Annotated in this window: 14 protein-coding genes; 5 read left to right on the forward strand and 9 right to left on the reverse strand. The window is 70.7% G+C overall.

Going from position 1 to position 18,405, the window contains the following annotated elements; all coding sequences use genetic code 11:
• Positions 1–51: 51 nt before the first annotated feature.
• Positions 52–3,279 (reverse strand): BTAD domain-containing putative transcriptional regulator, encoded by a 3,228-nt coding sequence (locus tag AB0F17_RS48195; protein ID WP_358037897.1) that lies wholly within the window; start codon positions 3,277–3,279, stop codon positions 52–54.
• Positions 3,280–3,472: 193 nt separating this feature from the next.
• Here AB0F17_RS48195 and AB0F17_RS48200 point away from each other — a divergent pair, with 193 nt between their 5' ends.
• The gene (locus tag AB0F17_RS48200; protein ID WP_358037900.1) at positions 3,473–4,033 is read left to right on the forward strand and encodes a hypothetical protein; all 561 of its coding nucleotides are present in this window, start codon (positions 3,473–3,475) and stop codon (positions 4,031–4,033) included.
• 114 nt (positions 4,034–4,147) lie between these two features.
• On the opposite strand, the gene AB0F17_RS48205 is transcribed toward AB0F17_RS48200, so the two are convergent.
• Positions 4,148–5,005: a helix-turn-helix transcriptional regulator gene (locus tag AB0F17_RS48205; protein WP_358037903.1), complete on the reverse strand. Its 858-nt coding sequence runs from the start codon at positions 5,003–5,005 to the stop codon at positions 4,148–4,150.
• A gap of 162 nt (positions 5,006–5,167) precedes the next feature.
• Here AB0F17_RS48205 and AB0F17_RS48210 point away from each other — a divergent pair, with 162 nt between their 5' ends.
• Positions 5,168–6,091, forward strand: a complete 924-nt coding sequence (locus AB0F17_RS48210) for an NADP-dependent oxidoreductase (RefSeq protein ID WP_358037906.1) — start codon at positions 5,168–5,170, stop codon at positions 6,089–6,091.
• An 11-nt stretch (positions 6,092–6,102) separates the two neighbouring features.
• Here the strand turns inward: AB0F17_RS48210 and AB0F17_RS48215 are convergent, their stop codons facing one another.
• Complete coding sequence (locus AB0F17_RS48215; protein WP_358037909.1) at positions 6,103–7,110, reverse strand: hypothetical protein; 1,008 nt, start codon at positions 7,108–7,110, stop codon at positions 6,103–6,105.
• Between the two features lie 7 nt (positions 7,111–7,117).
• Positions 7,118–8,392, reverse strand: coding sequence for an MATE family efflux transporter (locus tag AB0F17_RS48220; protein WP_358037912.1), 1,275 nt, complete (start codon positions 8,390–8,392; stop codon positions 7,118–7,120).
• 52 nt (positions 8,393–8,444) lie between these two features.
• On the opposite strand from AB0F17_RS48220, the gene AB0F17_RS48225 reads away from it, so the two are divergent.
• Positions 8,445–9,413: an aldo/keto reductase gene (locus tag AB0F17_RS48225; RefSeq protein WP_358037915.1), complete on the forward strand. Its 969-nt coding sequence runs from the start codon at positions 8,445–8,447 to the stop codon at positions 9,411–9,413.
• A 95-nt stretch (positions 9,414–9,508) separates the two neighbouring features.
• Here AB0F17_RS48225 and thpR read toward each other — a convergent pair whose 3' ends face one another.
• From thpR to AB0F17_RS48245, 4 genes are all read right to left on the reverse strand, one after another.
• Entirely contained in the window at positions 9,509–10,066 is a 558-nt protein-coding gene (gene thpR, locus AB0F17_RS48230) for an RNA 2',3'-cyclic phosphodiesterase (RefSeq protein ID WP_358037918.1), read from the reverse strand.
• 22 nt (positions 10,067–10,088) lie between these two features.
• A complete protein-coding gene (locus tag AB0F17_RS48235; protein WP_358037921.1) occupies positions 10,089–11,312 on the reverse strand; it encodes an MFS transporter in 1,224 nt (407 codons plus the stop codon).
• 23 nt (positions 11,313–11,335) lie between these two features.
• Positions 11,336–11,788, reverse strand: a complete 453-nt coding sequence (locus AB0F17_RS48240) for a MarR family transcriptional regulator (RefSeq protein WP_358037924.1) — start codon at positions 11,786–11,788, stop codon at positions 11,336–11,338.
• A 115-nt stretch (positions 11,789–11,903) separates the two neighbouring features.
• Entirely contained in the window at positions 11,904–13,346 is a 1,443-nt protein-coding gene (locus AB0F17_RS48245; protein WP_358037927.1) for an NCS2 family permease, read from the reverse strand.
• A gap of 82 nt (positions 13,347–13,428) precedes the next feature.
• Between AB0F17_RS48245 and AB0F17_RS48250 the strand changes: the two genes are divergently transcribed.
• Both AB0F17_RS48250 and AB0F17_RS48255 read left to right on the forward strand, forming a co-directional pair.
• The gene (locus AB0F17_RS48250; protein ID WP_358037930.1) at positions 13,429–13,644 is read left to right on the forward strand and encodes a DUF2530 domain-containing protein; all 216 of its coding nucleotides are present in this window, start codon (positions 13,429–13,431) and stop codon (positions 13,642–13,644) included.
• Between the two features lie 91 nt (positions 13,645–13,735).
• Entirely contained in the window at positions 13,736–15,238 is a 1,503-nt protein-coding gene (locus AB0F17_RS48255) for an alpha/beta hydrolase (RefSeq protein WP_358037934.1), read from the forward strand.
• A 12-nt stretch (positions 15,239–15,250) separates the two neighbouring features.
• Here the strand turns inward: AB0F17_RS48255 and AB0F17_RS48260 are convergent, their stop codons facing one another.
• On the reverse strand, positions 15,251–18,307 hold the full coding sequence (locus AB0F17_RS48260; RefSeq protein WP_358037937.1) for a hypothetical protein: 3,057 nt from the start codon (positions 18,305–18,307) through the stop codon (positions 15,251–15,253).
• Positions 18,308–18,405 lie beyond the last annotated feature (98 nt).

An 18,405-nucleotide genomic window follows, 5' to 3' on the forward strand; every position in this document is an offset into this window, starting at 1 on the left:
AGATCGCAGGTCGTCAGCCCGGCGAGCGTCGGCGACGCCACCAAGCCCGGATCACCCTGTACGCACCGGCCGAGACCTGAGCAAGGGAGTGACGGCGCCTTGGCATCGGGTGAGCGATGAGGCCGCTCGTTCGAGCGCCATCGCTGCCTTGTCTGCCAGACCCGCATGGCGATAAGCGGGGACCGCGCAGGTCGCGGTCTCGGCGGCGAGCAGGTGGTGACCGAGCTGGGCGAGGGCCTCGGTGGCGGCCGAGAGTGCCGCGCCGTCGGCGTGTTCGAGCCCATGGGCCGCTCTCACCAGCACGTGGCTCATGGGTGTGTCGAGCTCGTCGAGCCGGTGGAGCTCGCCCTCTCCGCCGAGGCGGAGCACGTCGTAGCGGGCCATCGCCTCGACGCTGGGGAGTCCGATGCCGCGGGCCAGGCCGGCCGCGTACCGGGCGGTACTCACCGCGTCGGTGAGCCGGCCTTCCGCCGCCAGTGTCCAGGCGTTGCCGAGCACGATCCACGGGGAGAAGAGCCGGTTGGCCTCGTTGCCGGTTTGGTCGGCGCGGTCCATCCAGGCTCGCGCGCCGTCCGCCGCGCCGCCCAGAGCGGTGGCCATGGCCAGCCCGGCCAGGAAGAGATGGGTGAGCCGGAGGGTGTCGCGGCCGTCGAGCGCGTTGATCGCCTCCCTCAGGGATCGGCCGGCGTCGGCCGGTCTGCCCTGCGCGCATTCCACGAGCCCGCGGAAACCGAGGTGGCCGGCCGACATCATCGGGCTCTGCCCGGCCAGCACCTGCCGATATCCGTCGTCCGCGACGCTCCAGGCCGCGTCCAGCTCGCCCATGGCCAGGTACGCCAGAGACCGGGCGACACCGAGCTCGACCACGCCCCAGGGCAACTCCGCCTGGCGCGCCTCGGCCAGGGCCAGCCCCCGCTCGTGATAGCCGGTGGCGTCCACGACCCGCCCGAGGAAGCCCGCGGCCCCCGTGGCCGCCGCGGTGGCCCAGATCATGGCCTGCGCACTCGCCGAGTCCGAGGCCAGCAGCCGGTCGGCGACATCCAGCACGGCCGCGCAGCGCCCGTCGAACAGCAAGATCCATGTGCGGATCCCCTCGGCCAGATCCTCCCCCGGCCGGCCGCGCAGGAGATCCAGCGTCTGTTCGGCGGCGACGGCGTCGCCGTTGCCCCAGTACATGGTCTCGGCTCGGGCGAGGGCCCATGGGAGCAGTTCGTCGCCGGGCGGGGGCTGCTCCGGTAGCACGGCTGCCGCCTCGGCGCTGCGGCCACGGTATTCGAGCACCTCGGCAAGCAGCGCGTCGGCGTCCACGGAGGGCTCGGCGTCTCTGGCGGCTCGCGCGAGGCGTTCGGCCAGGGCGAGATCCGCCCGGTTGATGGCCTGGCGGGCGCCGGTCCGCACGATGTCGGCGCGTACCACCGCGCCGCCTTCGACCTGCCAGAGCGCGGCCCGCAGCAGGTCGTCGCGACGGCGCAGCGGGGTGTCCAGCAGCGCGCTCGCGAGCCGCCACCACAGTTGCCGGGCGCGGCCGGCCGATAATCGGGCACGCAGCACCTCACCGTAGAGCGGGTGTGCGAGTCGTACCTGGACGCGGTTGCCCGCGCGTCCGGACACGGCCAATCCGTGTGCCTCGGCCTCGTCGATCGACGCCGGATCCACCAGCCGTGCCAGCAGCGCCAGCGGGAGCGGCTCGCCACACGCCAGCAGCTCCAGCACCAGCGGGGTTCGCGAGCCGAGCGGGCGCAGGCGATCGGCGAGCAACTGCTGGATCGCGCCACGGGGACGGTAATCGCCCGCGAGGTGCCACACGCCATGCGTCTGGCGCAGTGCGTGGTCGGTGATGGCTGTCGACAGCAGCTCGCGCAGCGCGAGAGGGTTGCCCGCGGCGAGGTCGCCCAGCCGGCGCCGGGTGACCCCGTCGACGTCCCCCATGAGTGTGTGGTCGAGGAGCCGGTCCACGGCAGCCGCCGGCAGGCTCCCGAGATCGAGCCACGGCGCCTGGCCGTCCTTCCACAGCATCGTGAACGTGTCGGGGACGGGCGCTCCCGCGCGGCAGGTCGCCACCACGAAGGCCAGGTGCTGGGCCGCGAGATGGCCGATCAGGGCCGCCGATCCCGTGTCGAGCAGGTGCGCGTCGTCGACGCCGATGACCACGCGCTGATCCCGGCCGTACTCCCGTATCCGCGCGGCCGCCGCCGCCAGCACCGGCAACCCATGGCCTGCTGGAATCCGGTCGGCGGGAAGCAGGTTGGCCACCGCGCCGAACGGGATCGCGGCCAGCGAAGCCGTCGCCGCCACCCACTCGGTGCGGCAGCCCTGCGCCAGCGCCTGCTCCAGGATCTCCCGGGCCAGCCGGGTCTTGCCGATGCCCGCCTCGCCCGAGATCACCACGCCCTTCGCAGCACCCCGCCGCAGACACGACCGGATCGTGTCCAGCTCTTCGTCCCGCCCCACGAACGGCCAGCCCTCTGTGAGCCCCACCGTCGGCGCGGCCGGCAGCCGGCCCGGCACCGCCCGCGGCATGGCCGCTCTTCCCGCGATGGCCTCGTTCTCCATGAGGATCGCCTGCTGCAGCTCTCGCAGCCGCGGCCCCGGCTCCAGTCCCAGCTCGGTCCGCAGGACGCGACGCGCCCTCTGGTAGGCCTCCAGAGCCTCGGCGCGCCGCCCGCACCGGTCCAGGGCCGTCATCAGCAGGGCCCAGCGCCGTTCGCGCAGCGGATTCTCCCGCACCAGGCGATCCAGCTCCTCGACGATGTCGGCGTGCCGGCCCAGCCGCAGCCGGGCGTCGGCGTGCTCCTCGACCGCCCCCAGCCGCAGTTGCTCCAGCTGGGTCGCCCGCGCCTCCACCCATCGCGTAGGCGGCACATCCGCCAGCACCGGCTCGGGAGTGTGCCACACCGCCAGCGCCCGCCCCAGCCCTGCCACAGCGCTCTCGAGACGGCCCGCCTCCAGCTCGCGCCGCCCTGACGCCACGCCTCGTTCGAACACCACCGCGTCGATATCGCCATCGTCGTCGGCGAGGAGCTCGTAGCCGCGCCGTCGCCCGGCCAGGACGTCGCCGCCCACGAGCCGGCGCAACCGCGTGACGTACGCGGCGATCGTGTTGACCGCCGTTCTCGGCGGCCGCTCACCCCACACCGCGTCCACCAGCCTGTCCGTGCTCACCACTCGCCCGGCCTCGACCAGGAGCACCGCCAGGACCACCCGCTGCTGCTCGGCGGCCACCCGTGCCCATCTGTCGCCTGTGTGGACCTGTAACGGGCCCAGCATCCGAAACCGCATCGCCCCGCGCCTCCCCATCCGACACCGCCGCGGACATTTCGTCAGAAGAGGGCGTGCGGATGACGGGCGGAGTCATCGCCAGGTCATAGCCACGTCATGCCATCGCCGTAGCGTCCCCGGCAGTCAGGTGATCGCGCCACGTCGATCACCTGCCCGGTCGGCGACCCGCGCCGACTCGACCCAGGAGGGAAGAATGCTCATGAAGATCCGCCGGCAACACCGATCCCATGTAGTCATCGCCCGAGCCGCTCTGCTGCGTGTCCTGAGCGTGCTGGTGCTGGCCGTCGGCCTCGGGACGGCGGTGGCGGCCGAGACCTCCACGGCGGCCTCCGCAGCACGGTGCAACACGGCCGCGCACGTGTACATCAATGGGGGATACATCAAGTACGAGACCGACCCCATCGACGGCCCCATCGCCGACTTCACCGTCCGAAACGGCCAGAGCTACAACGTCGGCGGCAACGGCATCACCCCGGGTGAGGACCCCTTCTGGGCCTTCTACCGCGTGTCCGACGGTGCCCACGTGTCCACCATCATCGGTAACCGGACCAACGGCAACTGCGTGTCCAACCAGAAGACGTACATCTCCTCGCTGACGCCCGACACCTACATCATGCGGGCCTACTACTACGGCGGAAACAGCGGTAGGACCATCTCCGGTCAGGCCCAGCTCCGCATGATCGTGCTGCCCGCGCTCAGCGCCACCGCCCGGCAGTCCGGTACCGCGGAGCTCGACGGCAACGCCTCGCGATAGCCCACCACTCGCCAGTCCGCCGTCCCTCCCGTGGTTCGAGGGGCGGCGGTCTGACGTGCGTACACATCGCGAGGAGGGTCCGCGGCGAATGTCGCGTGATCCCCGACAGAGAGATCAGCGGCGTTCGGGGGCCGCGGGGGTGAAGTCGTCGTGGCCGAGGACGCGGAGCAGGCTCAGGTGGTCGATGTTGGGTGTGCCGGGCGGCGGGGTGAAGATGAGGAGTTTCTGGTCTTCGGCTGGGCTGAGGAGCGTTTCGCATTCGAGTTCGAGCGGCCCGATGGCGGCGTGGTTGACGCGCATGCGGCTGCTGCGCCGTACGGCGACCTCGTGCAGATCCCACAGATCGGCGAACTCGGAACTGGCGGCCCGCAGTCTGGTGACGAGCCCGGTGGAGGCGGCGTCGCTGCCGCGCCGGGCGACGGCGGCGCGCAGGTCCGCGACGTGGGCGCGGCTGTGCTGCCGGCGTTCGTCGGGTGAGTAGATCTGGCGGATCGTGGGGTCGGTGAACCAGCGCCACACGAAGTTGCGGTCTTGTTCGCGGACCGAGCAGACACAGCCGAGGAGCGCTTCGGCCATGGTGTTGTGCGCGAGGAGGTCACCGATGTCGTTGGTGATGTGCGCCGGGGTCTCCTTGAGCTGGTCGAGCAGATACAGCAGGCCGGGCCGTACATGGTCGCCCGCAAGCCGGCCGGCCGGCGGCCGGTGCCCCGCCAGCAGGTAGAGGTGGTCGCGCTCGTCCTCGGTCAGGCGTAGCGCACGGGCGAGCGAGGCGAGGATCTGGGTCGAGGGCTGGGGACTACGGGCCTGTTCGAGCCGCATGTAGTAGTCAGCGGACATCCCGGCGAGCTGGGAGAGCTCCTCACGCCGCAATCCGGGCGTGCGACGTCGTGGCCCGGCCGGCAGACCTACCTCCTGAGGGCGTAGCCGTTCCCTGGAACGACGCAGGAAATCGGCGAGCTCAGGGCGGTCCATGTCCATCTCACCATCATCGCCGAGACTTCCCCCAGGTCAGCATGGCCAGCCTGGGACTGCCGATCCTAGGGAAGACCGTCCGCTCGTGCCCGCCGCGGACCCCTGGCAACGTGGTCAGTACCGGCCCGAATGGGCGGAAGACACCAGTTCAGGGAGCATGGGATGTCCAAGGCAGTGAGATTTCAGGAGTACGGCGGCATCGAGGTTCTGCGGGTCGTCGAGGTGGACCGGCCGGTCCCCGGGCCCGGCCAGGTCCTGGTGCGGGTCGAGGCGGCGGCGATCAACCCGGGTGAGGCGATGATCCGTGAGGGAGTGATGCATGACCGTTGGCCGGCGACGTTCCCCTCCGGTGAAGGCAGCGATCTGGCCGGGGTGGTGGCGGAGGTCGGCTCGGGGGTCGAAGGGTTCATCAGCGGTGATGAGGTGATCGGGTTCACCCACAACCGGGCTAGCCACGCCGAGTTCGTCGTCGTGGAGGCCGCCGATCTCATCCACCGGCCCGCCGACGTTTCCTGGGAGCAGGCCGGATCGCTGTTCGTGTCGGGAACGACGGCCGTCGCGGCGGTACGGGCCGTAGCGGCAGGTCCGGGCGACACGGTGGTGATCTCCGGTGCCGCCGGTGGAGTGGGGTCGATCGCGGTCCAGCTCGCCCGTGACACCGGCGCCACCGTGATCGGGCTAGCGAGCGAGGCCAACCACCAGTGGCTCGCCGACCATGGCGCGATCCCCGTCGCCTATGGAGAGGGTGTCGCCGACCGCATCAGGGCCGCCGCCGGTGGCAGGAAGGTCGACGCCTTCATCGACACCTTCGGCGCCGACTATGTCGAGATCGCACTCGACCTCGGAGTGGCTCCTGAGCGGATCGACACGATCATCAACTTCCAGGCCGTCGAGAAGTACGGGGTCAAGGCCGAGGGGAACATGGCCGCGGCCAGCGCCGCGGTGCTCGCCGAGCTGGCCGCGCTGATCAGCGCGGGGCGGCTGGAGATCCCGATCGCCGGTACGTACGGCCTGGACGAGGTCCAGGACGCCTACCGCGAACTGGCGAAGCGCCACACCCGCGGCAAGATCGTCCTCAGGCCTTGAGCGGTGGCCGCCTACCGGGTGCGGCGGGCGACTAACGCGATGACGCCGGTGGCGCCCACGGCGGCGGCCAGCCAGATCAGCACGTCCCTCGGGCTGAGCCCCTTGGCCGGCGCCGGTCGGGCGGACGGCGAGGCGGCCGCCTCCGAACGGCGAGACGGCGAGCTGGAAGGCCGGGCGGACGGCAGCGCGGCCGCGGGCAGCGCCACCTGATAGACCGGGCTGCGGACGCCCTCCGAGCCGGTCAGCAGGCTCATGCCGTCGCGCGTGTAGGCGATGGACTCGGCCTGTTTCAGCTCCGGCATCGACATCTTGGCGATCGACTCACCCGTGGGCCGGTAGACCGTGGCCGAGAAGTACGTACGGATGACGTACGACGTGCCGTCAGGCGCGTACGCGGCGTCCGTCGCCATGATCGGGGCCGCGCCCACCTTGCGGAGCACGTTGACCCGGTCGGTTCTGAGCTTCTTGGGCGCCTGGTAGACCGACCCGGAGAACTCCTTCGACACCACGAAGAGCCGTCCGGTCAGCGGATTGACCATGATGCCTTCGGCGTTCCTGGCGCCGTCCGCGTACCGGAACCGGTAACGGACCGCCGGAAGGGTGGCATCCTTCAAGCTCGACGGCTCCATCACCTTATAGACGGAGACATCCGGCCAAGCCCCGTTCAGGTTGTCGCCGATGTCGGCGAACCACAGCACCCCGCGCCCCGTGGCGGGATCCTTGCTCGCGGCCATCGCCTCCCAGTCGCGAGCCTGCGCCCCCTGGAGACGGAACCTCGCCCGTGTCCGCCCATCGGCCCCGACCGCGTAGAACGTCGGCGACGCGGAGCTGTCGTTGTGCGTGTAGAAGACGCCCTCCAGCGTCGGCGACATGGCCAGCCCGCTCGACTCGGTGATCCGCGGATCCTTGAACGTGAACAGCTTCTTCTCGCCGTCATCGGCGAAGGCCGGACTCGCGGCCATGAAAACGGCGAACACCGCGATACCCCCGGCGGTCGTTCGCAGCAAAAGATCCCCCACCCCGCCATCATGCCCCAACGGAGGTCGCGACCACCCGCGCGCTGTGCCGGTGGAACCCGGTGCCCTGCAGCACCACCAGCACGCCGTTGGTCACCGCCATGAGCCACCACAGCCCCACGAGACCCCAGGCGGCGGCCACAGGTGCGGCGACGGCCACCATCACCCCGTAACCGGCGGCGAAGTAGATCAGACTCGCCCCCGACCGCTTGAGCGCGGTGAGCCCGATGCCCTGCACCGCCTGCGCCCCATCGGCCGTCGAGGCCAGCAGCATCAGCGGCAGCAGCGCCGCGGCCCGCTCCCGCACGCTCGGGTCATCGCTGAACAGCACCAGCACCGAGTCACCGGACCCGAGCAGCACGGCCGCGGCGACCGCCGTCCCCGCCAGGGCGAGCAGCGCCGCGGTCCGGTTGGCCCGGCGCGCCTCCGTCACGTCCCGGGCCCTGGCCACCTCGGGCACCGACGCCTGCGCCACGGAGATCGAGAACAGCATGATGAACGCGGTGAGCGTGCTCAGCACCGCGTGCGCGGCCACGTCACGCGTGCCGGTCGCGCTCGCGGCGAAGGTGACCACCCCGAGGCCACCGAACTTGATCAGGACGGTCCCGGCCAGCGGGATGCTCACCCGGCCGAGCCGGACGATCTCCTTGATCCGCGGCCGGGCCTGGCCGACGCGCGTGCCGAGGGCGCGGCGCAGGCAGAGGTTCGAGACGGCCACGCCCGCGACGCCCGACAGCAGCCAGGCGACGCCCACGCCGGTCAGGCCGAGCGGCGGCACCAGGGCGACCGTGCAACCGATCATCGCGGCCGTGGCCGCCAGACTGGACCAGAGCACCTGGCGGCTGTGGCCGAGCGCCACGAGCACGGTGTTGGCCCCGCCACCCGAGGCGAACACCAGCAGGTAGAGCGCGAGAAGCCAGGGCAGCGACCCCAGCTCGGCCACGACCTCGGCGGGCGCCCCGGTGGCGCGGGCGAGCACGGGCACGCAGAGCACCGCGAGCGCGCCGGCCGTACCCACCAACAGGGTGAGCCAGCGCGCGTCCCGCAGGATCGGCACGGCCGCCGCGGGCGAGTCCTTGTACGGCGCGACGAACGGCGCGAGCCCGCGCAGAGCGCCCACGACAGCGGCGGCGGCGGGGTTCAGCACGGCCGACATGACCGCGAAGGCAGCCAGCGTGACGGTGGCGTGCCTGCCGAGCACGGAGGTGACCACGAGCGTGCCGAGCGTGGTGGTGACCATGGAAAGGAACAGGGGCACCGCGGCGCGTAGGATGCCCGACCTCACCCGGCAGACCCTACTTGGCTGGAGTGCACTCCAGGTATTTAGGGTGGAGGTCATGGATTATGTGAACCTCGGACGCAGTGGCCTCCGGGTCAGTCCACTCTGCCTCGGCACCATGAACTTCGGCCCCGTGACCTCGGAGGAAGACTCCTTCGTCATCATGGACAGGGCCCATGAGCTGGGCATCAACTTCTTCGACACGGCCAATGTCTACGGCTGGAAGCAGGGCGAGGGGATCACCGAGCAGATCCTCGGCCGCTGGTTCGCCAAGGGCGAGGGCCGCCGGGAGAAGACGGTCATCGCGACCAAGCTCTACGGCTCGATGGGTGACTGGCCCAACGACAACCTGCTCTCCGCGCTGAACATCCGCCGCGCCTGCGACGCCTCGCTCAAGCGCATGCAGACCGACTACATCGACATCTACCAGGCCCACCACGTCGACCGGAACACGCCGTTCGACGAGTTCTGGGAGGCCATGGACGTGCTCAAGCAGCAGGGCAAGATCCTGTACGTGGGCTCGTCCAACTTCGCGGGCTGGCACATCGCCAAGGCCCAGGAGACCGCGGCGCGCCGCAACTCGATCGGGCTCGTCAGCGAGCAGAGCCACTACAACCTGCTCACCCGCGCGGTCGAGCTGGAGGTGCTGCCCGCCTGCCAGGACTACGGCCTCGGCGTGATCCCGTGGAGCCCGCTGGCCGGCGGCCTGCTGGGCGGCGTGCTTCGCAAGATCGACAAGGGCCGGTCGGCCGCCGACCGCATGGTCACGGAGCTCGAGAAGCACCGCGACAAGATCGAGCAGTACGAGAAGTTCTGCGACGAACTCGGCGAGGACCCCGCGCACGTGGCGCTCGCCTGGCTGCTGAAGCAGCCCGCGGTCACCGGACCGATCATCGGCCCGCGCACGCTGGAGCAGCTCGACGGCAGCCTGCGTACGCTGGAGATCGAACTGGACGAGCAGGCGCTGGCCCGCCTCGACGAGATCTTCCCCGGGCACAAGACGGCTCCTGAGGACTACGCCTGGTAGCTCAGGTCAGCAGGGCGCCGAGCACGACGATCAGCAGCAGGAGGCCGAGCACTACGGGCAGCAGCCATTGGCGAGGACGGTCCACATGGTGGAGCCTAATCCCGCTCGGCGAGTGCCAGGTCCCATGCGGCCAGTGACTCGTACCTCACCTGCGCGCCCTGATGGCTGCGTACGAGATGCACGGACCCCGCCCGCCAGGTCGAGCCACTGAACCCGGACAGTGACTCGACGAGCGGGCGGAGGTCCAGCTCCGTCTTCGCCCGCGCGAGCGTCAGGTGCGGGTGGAAGTGCTTCTCGTCGGTCTGTACGGCCCCCGCCCGGCGGGCGCCCGCCTTGACCGACTCCGACAGCCGGATCATCGGATCGCCGGAGAGCCCGGCCCAGAACACCCTGGCCCGGCGGGCGGACGAGAACGCCCCGAACCCGGTGAAGGCCAGGTCCAGGCTGGTATGCCGGCGCACGGCGCGGGCCAGTCGTTCCTCCAGCTCCGGCAGGACACCCTCGGGCACCTCGCCGAAGAAGGCCAGCGTGATGTGCCAGGTGGCGCGGTCCGGCCAGCGCAGGCCCGGCACCTGCCCGACATGCGGCTCGATGGCCCGCTCGATCTCGTCGAGCACCTCATCGGGCGGCATCAGCGCCGCGAATAACCTCATGCCACCCGATTCTGCATCCTTCTCAGGCGACAGCCAGCACCGGCTCGCTCACCCGGGCCGCGATCAGCTTCGTCAGCATCACCGCGACCCCGGTGCCGACCAGCACGAGCACCCCGGAGAGCATGACGCCCGCCCTGGGGCCGCCGAGCTCGGACAGCCAGCCGACCAGCGGGGCGCCGATGGGCGCGCCACCGGTGAAGACCAGCATGTAGATGCCCATGACGCGGCCGCGCATGTCCGGTGCGGTGGCGAGCTGGACGCTCGCGTTCGCGGCCGTGTTGATCGTGATCAGCGCGATGCCGGTGGGGATCAGCAGCAGCAGGTACACGGGGTAGAACGGGGCGAGCCCGGTCGCGATCTGGAACAGTCCGAACCCGATCGCACCGGCGATCAGCATCTTGCGTGACGGGCGGGCCCGGCGCGCGGCGAGCAACGCCCCGCCCAGCGCGCCGACGGCGAACATGCTGGAGGCCAGGCCGAACGACGAGGCGCCCGCCTTGAAGACCTCGCGGGCCATGAGCGCGATCGACATCGAGAACGACTGCGAGAACATCGACACGAATCCGATCAGCAGCACCGGCATCAGCAGCTCTTCGCGATGCAGCACGTAGCTCAGCCCCTCGCGGAGCTGGCCCTTGGCTCTGGGCACGGGAACGGAGAGGTTCAGTTCGGACTTCCGCATGAAGATCAGGCTAGAGATCACCCCGGCGAACGTGACCGCGTTGATCAGGAAGAGCGGTCCGGTGCCGCCGAACAGGAAGATGAGCACCCCGGCGATCGCCGGTCCCATGACGCGGGCCAGGTTGAAGATGGAGCTGTTGAGCGCGATCGCGTTCGACAGGTCCTGGCGGCCCACCATCTCGACCACGAACGCCTGCCTGGTCGGCACCTCAACGCAAGAAATCAGGCCCAGCGTGAACGCCATCAGGTAGACGTGCCATACCTGGGCGGCACCCGTCATCGTCAGGATGCCGATGACCAGGGCGAGCACGGCCATCAGCGACTGCGCCACGATGAGGATCGGGCGTTTGGGGTAGCGGTCGGCGAGTACGCCGCCGAAGAGGCCGAACAGCAGCATCGGCAGAAACTGCAGCGCGGTCGCCAGGCCGAGTGCCGCCGCGCTGCCGTGGGTCAGATCGAGCACCAGCCAGTCCTGGGCGGTGCGTTGCAGCCAGCCGCCGACGTTGGACACCGCGCCACCGGCTGCGAACATGCGATAGTTACGTACCTTGAGTGACCGGAACATCCCGGTCTTGGGTTCTTCAGGCTCTAGATCCTGCTGAGCTTCTCCAGAATCGGCGCCGCCTGGCGGAGTATTGACCGCTCCTCCGCCGTCAGCTCCTTCAACCGCTGGCTCAGCCAGGCTTCCTTGAGACGTCGTTCCTCCCTCAGCAGCTTCTGGGCGGGCTCGGTCACGGTCACGGTCACTTGTCGCCGGTCGGTCGGGTGCGGGGTACGCGTCACCAGACCGCGTTCCTCTAGCGCGGCGATCACGCGAGTCATCGAGGGGGGTTGCACCTTCTCGAGCTCGGCCAATTCGCCGGGGGTTATCGCGGAATGCCGTTCCACCGCGGCGAGCGTCGCGAACTGCGTGGGAGTCAGCGAGTGCGCCGCCGCTTGTCGTCGTAGCCGCCTGGTCAGCCGCGCCAGCGACACGCGCAGGGCTGTGGCCAGGCCTGCGTCGCTGCGCAGGTTTATCTGGGGCTGGTTCTTGGTTAGCATGAGTCATTACCTTTGCTAACTATACTGCATTCCACGTTATTTCCCTACCTCACGTTTCATCTCACTCCTTGATACCCCGAGGCCGCCCCTCATGCGACGGACGGCCTCACCAGCATCAGACCCCGAAAAGTACCCTGATCGGGCCGAGGGCGAAGTAGACCACGAACAGCGCCGCGACGACCCACAGCAGCGGGTGGATCTCCCGCGCCTTGCCCTTGACGATCTTGATCAGCACGTAGCTGAGGAAGCCGGCGCCGATGCCGTTCGAGATCGAGTACGTGAACGGCATGACGACGATCGTGAGGAACGCCGGGATGGCTATCTCGAAGTCAGTAAAATCGATCTCCCGGATCGAGGTCATCATCAGGAAGCCCACCACGATCAGCGCGGGCGCGGCCGCCTCGTACGGCACGATCTCGACCAGCGGCGCGAAGAAGATCGCCACCAGGAAGAGCAGCCCGGTGACCACGCTGGCCAGCCCGGTCCGCGCGCCCTCGCCGACCCCGGCGGCCGACTCGATGTAGGTGGTGTTCGAGGAGACCGAGCCCGCGCCGCCGGCCGCCGCGCCAAGTGAGTCGACGAGCAGGATCTCCCGGGTACGCGGCAGCATCCCGTCGGCGTCGACCAGACCGGCCTGGCGGCCGACCCCGACGATGGTGCCCATCGTGTCGAAGAAGTCGGTGATGAGCAGCGTGAAGACGAACAGCACGGCCAGGATCACCGAGATCCGGCTGAACGCGCCGAACGGGTCGAACTCCTTGAACAGCACCAGCGGGTTGTGGAAGCCGATGATCTGGTCCGGCAGGGCGGGCACGTTCAGCATCCAGCCGCCGGGGTTCTTGTCGGAGACCTGGCCGGCCTTCGCGATCGACTCCACGATGACCGCCAGCACGGTGGTGCCGACGATGCCGATCAGGATCGCGCCCTTGACCTTGCGGGCCACCAGCGCCGCCGTCGCGAGCAGCCCGACGACGAAGACGAAGATCGGCCAGGAGGTCAGGGTGTTGTGGATGCCCATCTCCAGCGGCGGACCCGCGGCCACGCGGCGGACGAAGCCCGCGTCCACGAAGCCGATCAGCGCGATGAACAGCCCGATGCCGACGCTGATGGCGGTCTTGAGCTGGCTCGGGATGGCGTTGAACACCGCCACCCGGAAGCCGGTCAGCACCAGGATGCCGATGATGACGCCCTCAAGGAAGACCAGCCCCATGGCCTCCTCCCAGCTCATCACCGAGGCGATGTTGAAGGTCACGAAGGCGTTGAGCCCCAGCCCGGCCGCCATGGCGAACGGCACCCGGCCGATCACTCCCATGAGGATGGTCAGAACGCCCGCCACGAACGCCGTGCCCGCGGCCACGAGGGGCAGGTTGGGCGACGAGCCGTCACCGATGAACTGGTTCTGGACGTCCTTGCCGGTGGCGATGATGATCGGGTTCAGCACGACGATGTAGGCCATCGTGAAGAACGTGGCCAGCCCGCCACGGACCTCACGGGAGACCGTCGAGCCTCGTGCGGAAATTGCGAAGAACCTGTCGATACCGCTGCTTGTGTCACTCACGGGCGAAGAGTGACAGTCTGCGTCATCTGCGAAAAGTGGCGGTGATCGGATCGAGACCTGATTGGAAGCTAGGCTGGATCCTGTGAAGCAGGAATGGCATCCGGACCCGGAGCCGATCGAGACCAACGACATCGCGACGGTCGCCGCGGGCACGGTCGCGTGGGCGGTCGCGCTGGTCGTGCTGCTGATCTTCCGCCCCGCCGCCGAACAGTCGTGGTGGATCTGGACCTGCGTCGCCGGGGTCGTGCTCGGGCTGATGGGCCTCTGGTATGTGCACAGGCGGGCGTCCCGGAGCTGACATTCGTCATCTCCGACCGATCCTCGAAGTCAGCTGAAAGTGCTGTTTTACCGCACTACCTGGGGAAAAGCCGTCTGATCATGCTGTAGGCATGAAGAAGACCTCATTCCCCGCGCTTCTGTGCGCGTCGGCCCTCGCAAGCACCGCCATCGCGGGCTGCGGGACAGCGGACAAGCCCGACGTCAAGCCAACGGCGAGCACCGCCGCACAGTCGGTGAAGGACGCCGGCACCGTCGCCTGGAGCCCGTGCACCGGCCTGACCGGCCCCGACGGCAAGCCCGCCGCGCCCGACCCGGCCGTCGCATGCGGCAAGCTCGCGGTACCGCTCGACTACGCCAAGCCGGACGGCGCGAAGATCGAACTGGCGCTGATCCGGATCAAGGCCTCGGGCGACCGGCTCGGCTCGCTGGTGTTCAACTTCGGCGGCCCCGGCGGCGACGGCGTCGAGACCATGGCCATAGCGGCCAGGGCGTTCGGCAGCCTCGGCAGCCGCTACGACCTGGTCAGCTTCGACCCGCGCGGTGTGGGGCGCAGCGCGCCCGTCAAGTGCGGCAGCATCGAGAAGTGGCTGTCCATGGACCCCCGGTCCACCGCCGCCGAGAAGGCCGCCAAGGAGTTCGCCGCCACCTGCGCCAAGAGATCCGGCAAGCTCCTCCCGCACGTGGGCACCGTGGACGCCGCCCGGGACCTCGACGAGATCCGTACCGCGCTGGGCGAGCGGCGCCTGAACTACTTCGGCATGTCGTACGGCACGCACCTGGGCGCCGTCTACGCCACGCAGCACCCGAAGACGGTCGGCAGGTTCGTCCTCGACGGCGCACTCGACCCGACCGTCACCTTCGCCGAACGCGCGGTGGGCCAGGCGACCGGGTTCAGGAACGCCTTCGAGGCGTTCGCCGCCGACTGCGTGAAGCAGGGCTGCGACCTCGGTGCCAGCCCCGCGAAGGTGCGGAAGAACGTCGAGGCGATGGTGAACCGCCTGAAGGACAAGCCACTCAAGGTGGGCGAGCGCCGGCTCACCGACGGCCTGGCGCGGATCGGCGTCATCACCCCCCTCTACGCGAAGGCGGCCTGGCCGGAGCTGGAGAAGGCGGCCGCGGCCGCGATCAAGGGCGACGGCGCCGAGCTCCTGTCGTTCGCCGACGCCTACACGGGTCGCAAGCCGGACGGAACGTACTCGACGCTGATGACCAGCTTCGTGGCGATCAACTGCGTGGACAGCGCCGAACGACCCAGCCCCGCCGAGATGGACAAGGTCGAGCGCCGGACCGCCAAGATCTTCCCGATCCTGACCTCGGGCGGGCTCGGTTCGGTCTGCGCGTACTGGCCGGCGCCCGGCAGCGACGAGTCCAAGAAGATCGACGCCACCGGCTCCGCGCCGATCCTCGTGATCGGCGGCAAGGGCGACCCCGCCACGCCGTACCGGTGGGCGCCCAAGCTCGCCGCACAGCTCAAGACCGGGGTCCTGGTCACGTACGAGGGTGAGGGGCACGGCGCCTACCTGAGCGGCAGCACCTGCGTCACCCGCCTGGTCGACGCCTACTTCCTCACCGGCAAGAACCCCGGCGCGAACGCCACCTGCCCGGCGGCGTGAACCCTCGTGACGCTACGACAGGTCGGCCTCGGCCAGCAGGAGCGGCACGGCCGTGGGGTCGTGCAGCAGCGCGGCCACCGCGAGCCGGTCATTCCACTGGCCCGTCGCCCAGGCCAGGCCGCGCGCCAGGCCGTCGAAGCCGGTGCAGTGCACCGAGCCCTCGAAGAACCGCCACGTGCAGGCGACACCGTCCACCAGCAGCTTCTCGTGCTCGACGTAGGTCTCGGGGGCCGTCGGGAGCAGGGAGCGCACCTCGGCCGGCACGGGACGCCTCTCGCCTTCGGAGGTGACCTCGCCCTGGGCCAGCTCACCGGCCAGCGGCAGGTCGAGCAGCTCGGACAGCGCCTCGGCCAGGTCGTAGGGGGCCAGCACCAGCGGCCGGTCGGTGACGAGCTGGAGCAGGTCGGGGGCCTCGACCACGACGGCGTCGTCGGCCGCGGCCACCACGATGTCGCCACCGAGCACGGCCCGCACCCTGCCGGGCGGCGCCACCCGGGAGGGCTCCACGGCCCCCAGCGCGATCCACAGGGCCCGCAACTGGGCCCTGTCGACCTCGATGGACTCGTCCGCCATCAGGTCGAGCAGCTCTTCGGGGCCGCCATGCCCGGCGAGCAGCTCGGCCAGCGTGGTGCGTACGCCGAGCATGCCCAGCGCCATCTCGTCGAGCCCGCCGGGGGCGTCGCCGTAGAGTCCTTGGAGCAGCGGGTCGGCACCGGGCAGCCGCAGCTCGCGCGGCCGGTGACCGTCCAGCACGGGGTGGGTGGCCAGCCACCACGCAGTGTAGGACGGGACCTCGACGCCCTCGACCCGCAGCGGGTGCAGGGCGGCGCGCAGCGGCGGTCTGGTCAGCAGCGCCAGCGCGGCGGGCCAGTCGGCGACCAGCTCCAGATCGCGCACCGCGGCGAACTCCGGCACCACGGGCGGCACGTCGAGCTCCGGCAGCAGGTGGAGCACGTGGTCGAGCCAGTCGTCCTCGCCGTCGAGGTCGTGATCGCAGTCGTCGTGGTCGAGCAGCACGTCGGAATCGTGAGCCACGGCGAACCCGTCGAGCACGCCCACGGCTTCGAGCACCCGCGAGCCGTAGGTCTCTTCCAGCTCCGGCGCGGCCACGCCGAGGTGTGTGTCGGGCTCCAGCAGCCCGGCCAGCGCGCCGTCGGCCAGCATCAGCTCGCCCGCCGCGTAGAGCTCGCCGTCGCTGCCGCGCAGCGCCAGCTCGGCCAGCCACGGCGCCTCTCCGGGCACCAGCGAGGCGGCCGCCACCAGGGAGAGCACGGCCCGCGCCACGGGCTCGGGGTCGGCGCTGTCGAGAGACTCCCCGACAGCGGCCTTGGTGAGCGGGTCTTCGAGGATCGTCCGGGGCGTGGCCTCGGCGGCGCCGAGCCGGAGCAGCGCCGCGTGCGCCGCCTCCGGATGCACGATCCGCAGCCCCAGCGGCGTCAGATCGAGCCCGTCTCCGGACAGGTCGAGGCGGGTGCCACCGAGGTCGAGGATGAGGGTGCCACGCGGGCCGCGGACCAACCGGCCGTCGGCGAGCGGCACCGGTAGCGCGCCCAGCGACTCGGGGTCGTCGGCCGGCAGCACCTCATAGAGCGAACGCCACCACGACGGATCCCGCGCCTCGACCGCCTCACCGGACAGCAGGTCGACGACGTCGGCCAGCTCGACCCGGCGCACGCCGAGCGAGCCCATCGCCGGATGCCGGGCGGGCCACCCCGCGGGCAGCAGGCCGGGCACGAAATCGGCGATGGCGGCCAGCAGCTCGCTCGACCCGGCGACCACGGCCGCCTCCTGGCCGGCGACGACCCAGCCGTCCTCCTGCGGCTCCCTGGCCGGGTGCTCGACCTGCCACTCGGCGTCGGGCTCGTAGACCTCGGCCTCGGCGAACGACGGTGTGTGCACGGCCGGGGCCGGCGCGGACAGGGCCGGGAGCAGCGGGGTGGCGGGCAGGCGGCGCAGAATGGCCCGCCGGATCCTGGCGTCGAGCTCGCCCTTGCCCATCAGAGCGGGGACCAGGTCGAGCAACTTGGGCGTGCGCGGGAGCTCGCCGAGCAGCCTGACGTAGGCGTCGGCGGCCCGCTCGACCAGGAAGTCGGTCAGCGGCCCCTTGGCGACGTGCCGCCGGTCGGTGGCCATCGGGAACGACGCGATGAGCAGCGCCGGCAGGTCGAGCGGCTCGTCGCTGGGCGTCGGCGCGTGCACCACCGGCGGCACCCCGGCGGGCAGCGGGCGGGGCTCCTGGAGCTCCGTGCCCGCGACCGGGACGGCCCAGCGGAGTGACCAGTAAGGGCGGGCGCGCTCTTCGGTGGGCCGGTCGGCGAACAGGGCCGCCACCTCGTCGGGGGTGAACTCGCCCGACTCCGACACCAGGCGCCACCCGTCGGCCGTCACCTGGCGCACCGAGCCGTCGAGGTCGATCTCGATGGTGGTCAGCGCGGGCATGCCGAGCAGCAGCGCGGGGCTGGTCTCCGCCAGCATGCGCCGGACCGCCGCGATCGAGGCGTCGTCGCGCAGCGGCAGCCGTACGAGCGTGTCGAACCCCTGGGGCACGTCGAACGGCTCGGCCGCGAACGGCAGGCGCAGCAGCGGCACGTGTCCGCTCCGGGAGTCGAGCTCGGCGGCGAGCCCCGGCACCGAGGCCACCGCGGCGGCCGTCTCCGTGCGCGACCAGCGGACGGCGCCCGTCTCGCGCGAGCTGATCGACGGCTCATCGCAGACCGACACGACCGCGGCGAACCCGACACCGAACCGGCCGGCGGCGCCCGCTTCGTCACGCTTGCCGGAGACACGCAGCGTCGACAGCCCCTCCACGCCGGTCGCGTCGAGCGGGGCGCCCGTGTTGGCGGCGGTCAGCACGTCATCGCGCAAGGTCAGCCGGAGCACCCCTGGCACGCCGGCGCGCAGCGCCGCGTCGGCGGCGTTCTGGGCCAGCTCCACGATCAGCCGGTCGCGGTAGCCGCCGAGGGCGAAGTCCTCCTCGGCGTTGGCGTCCTCGCGGAACCGGGCGGTCGAGGCCGTCCACGCGGCGAGCACGGCGGCTCGCGTCCGGTCGGTGCCAAAGGTGTCGGTCATCTGTCACGATCCTGGTCGCAGGTGTGGCGGGCGCCGGCACATGTCCGGGACCCGCCGATGGGGGGCCACCGTAGGGTAGCGGCCCTCACCGACATTCG

It is taken from the genome of Nonomuraea sp. NPDC026600 (genome assembly GCF_040638335.1).
Classification (GTDB): Bacteria; Actinomycetota; Actinomycetes; order Streptosporangiales; family Streptosporangiaceae; genus Nonomuraea.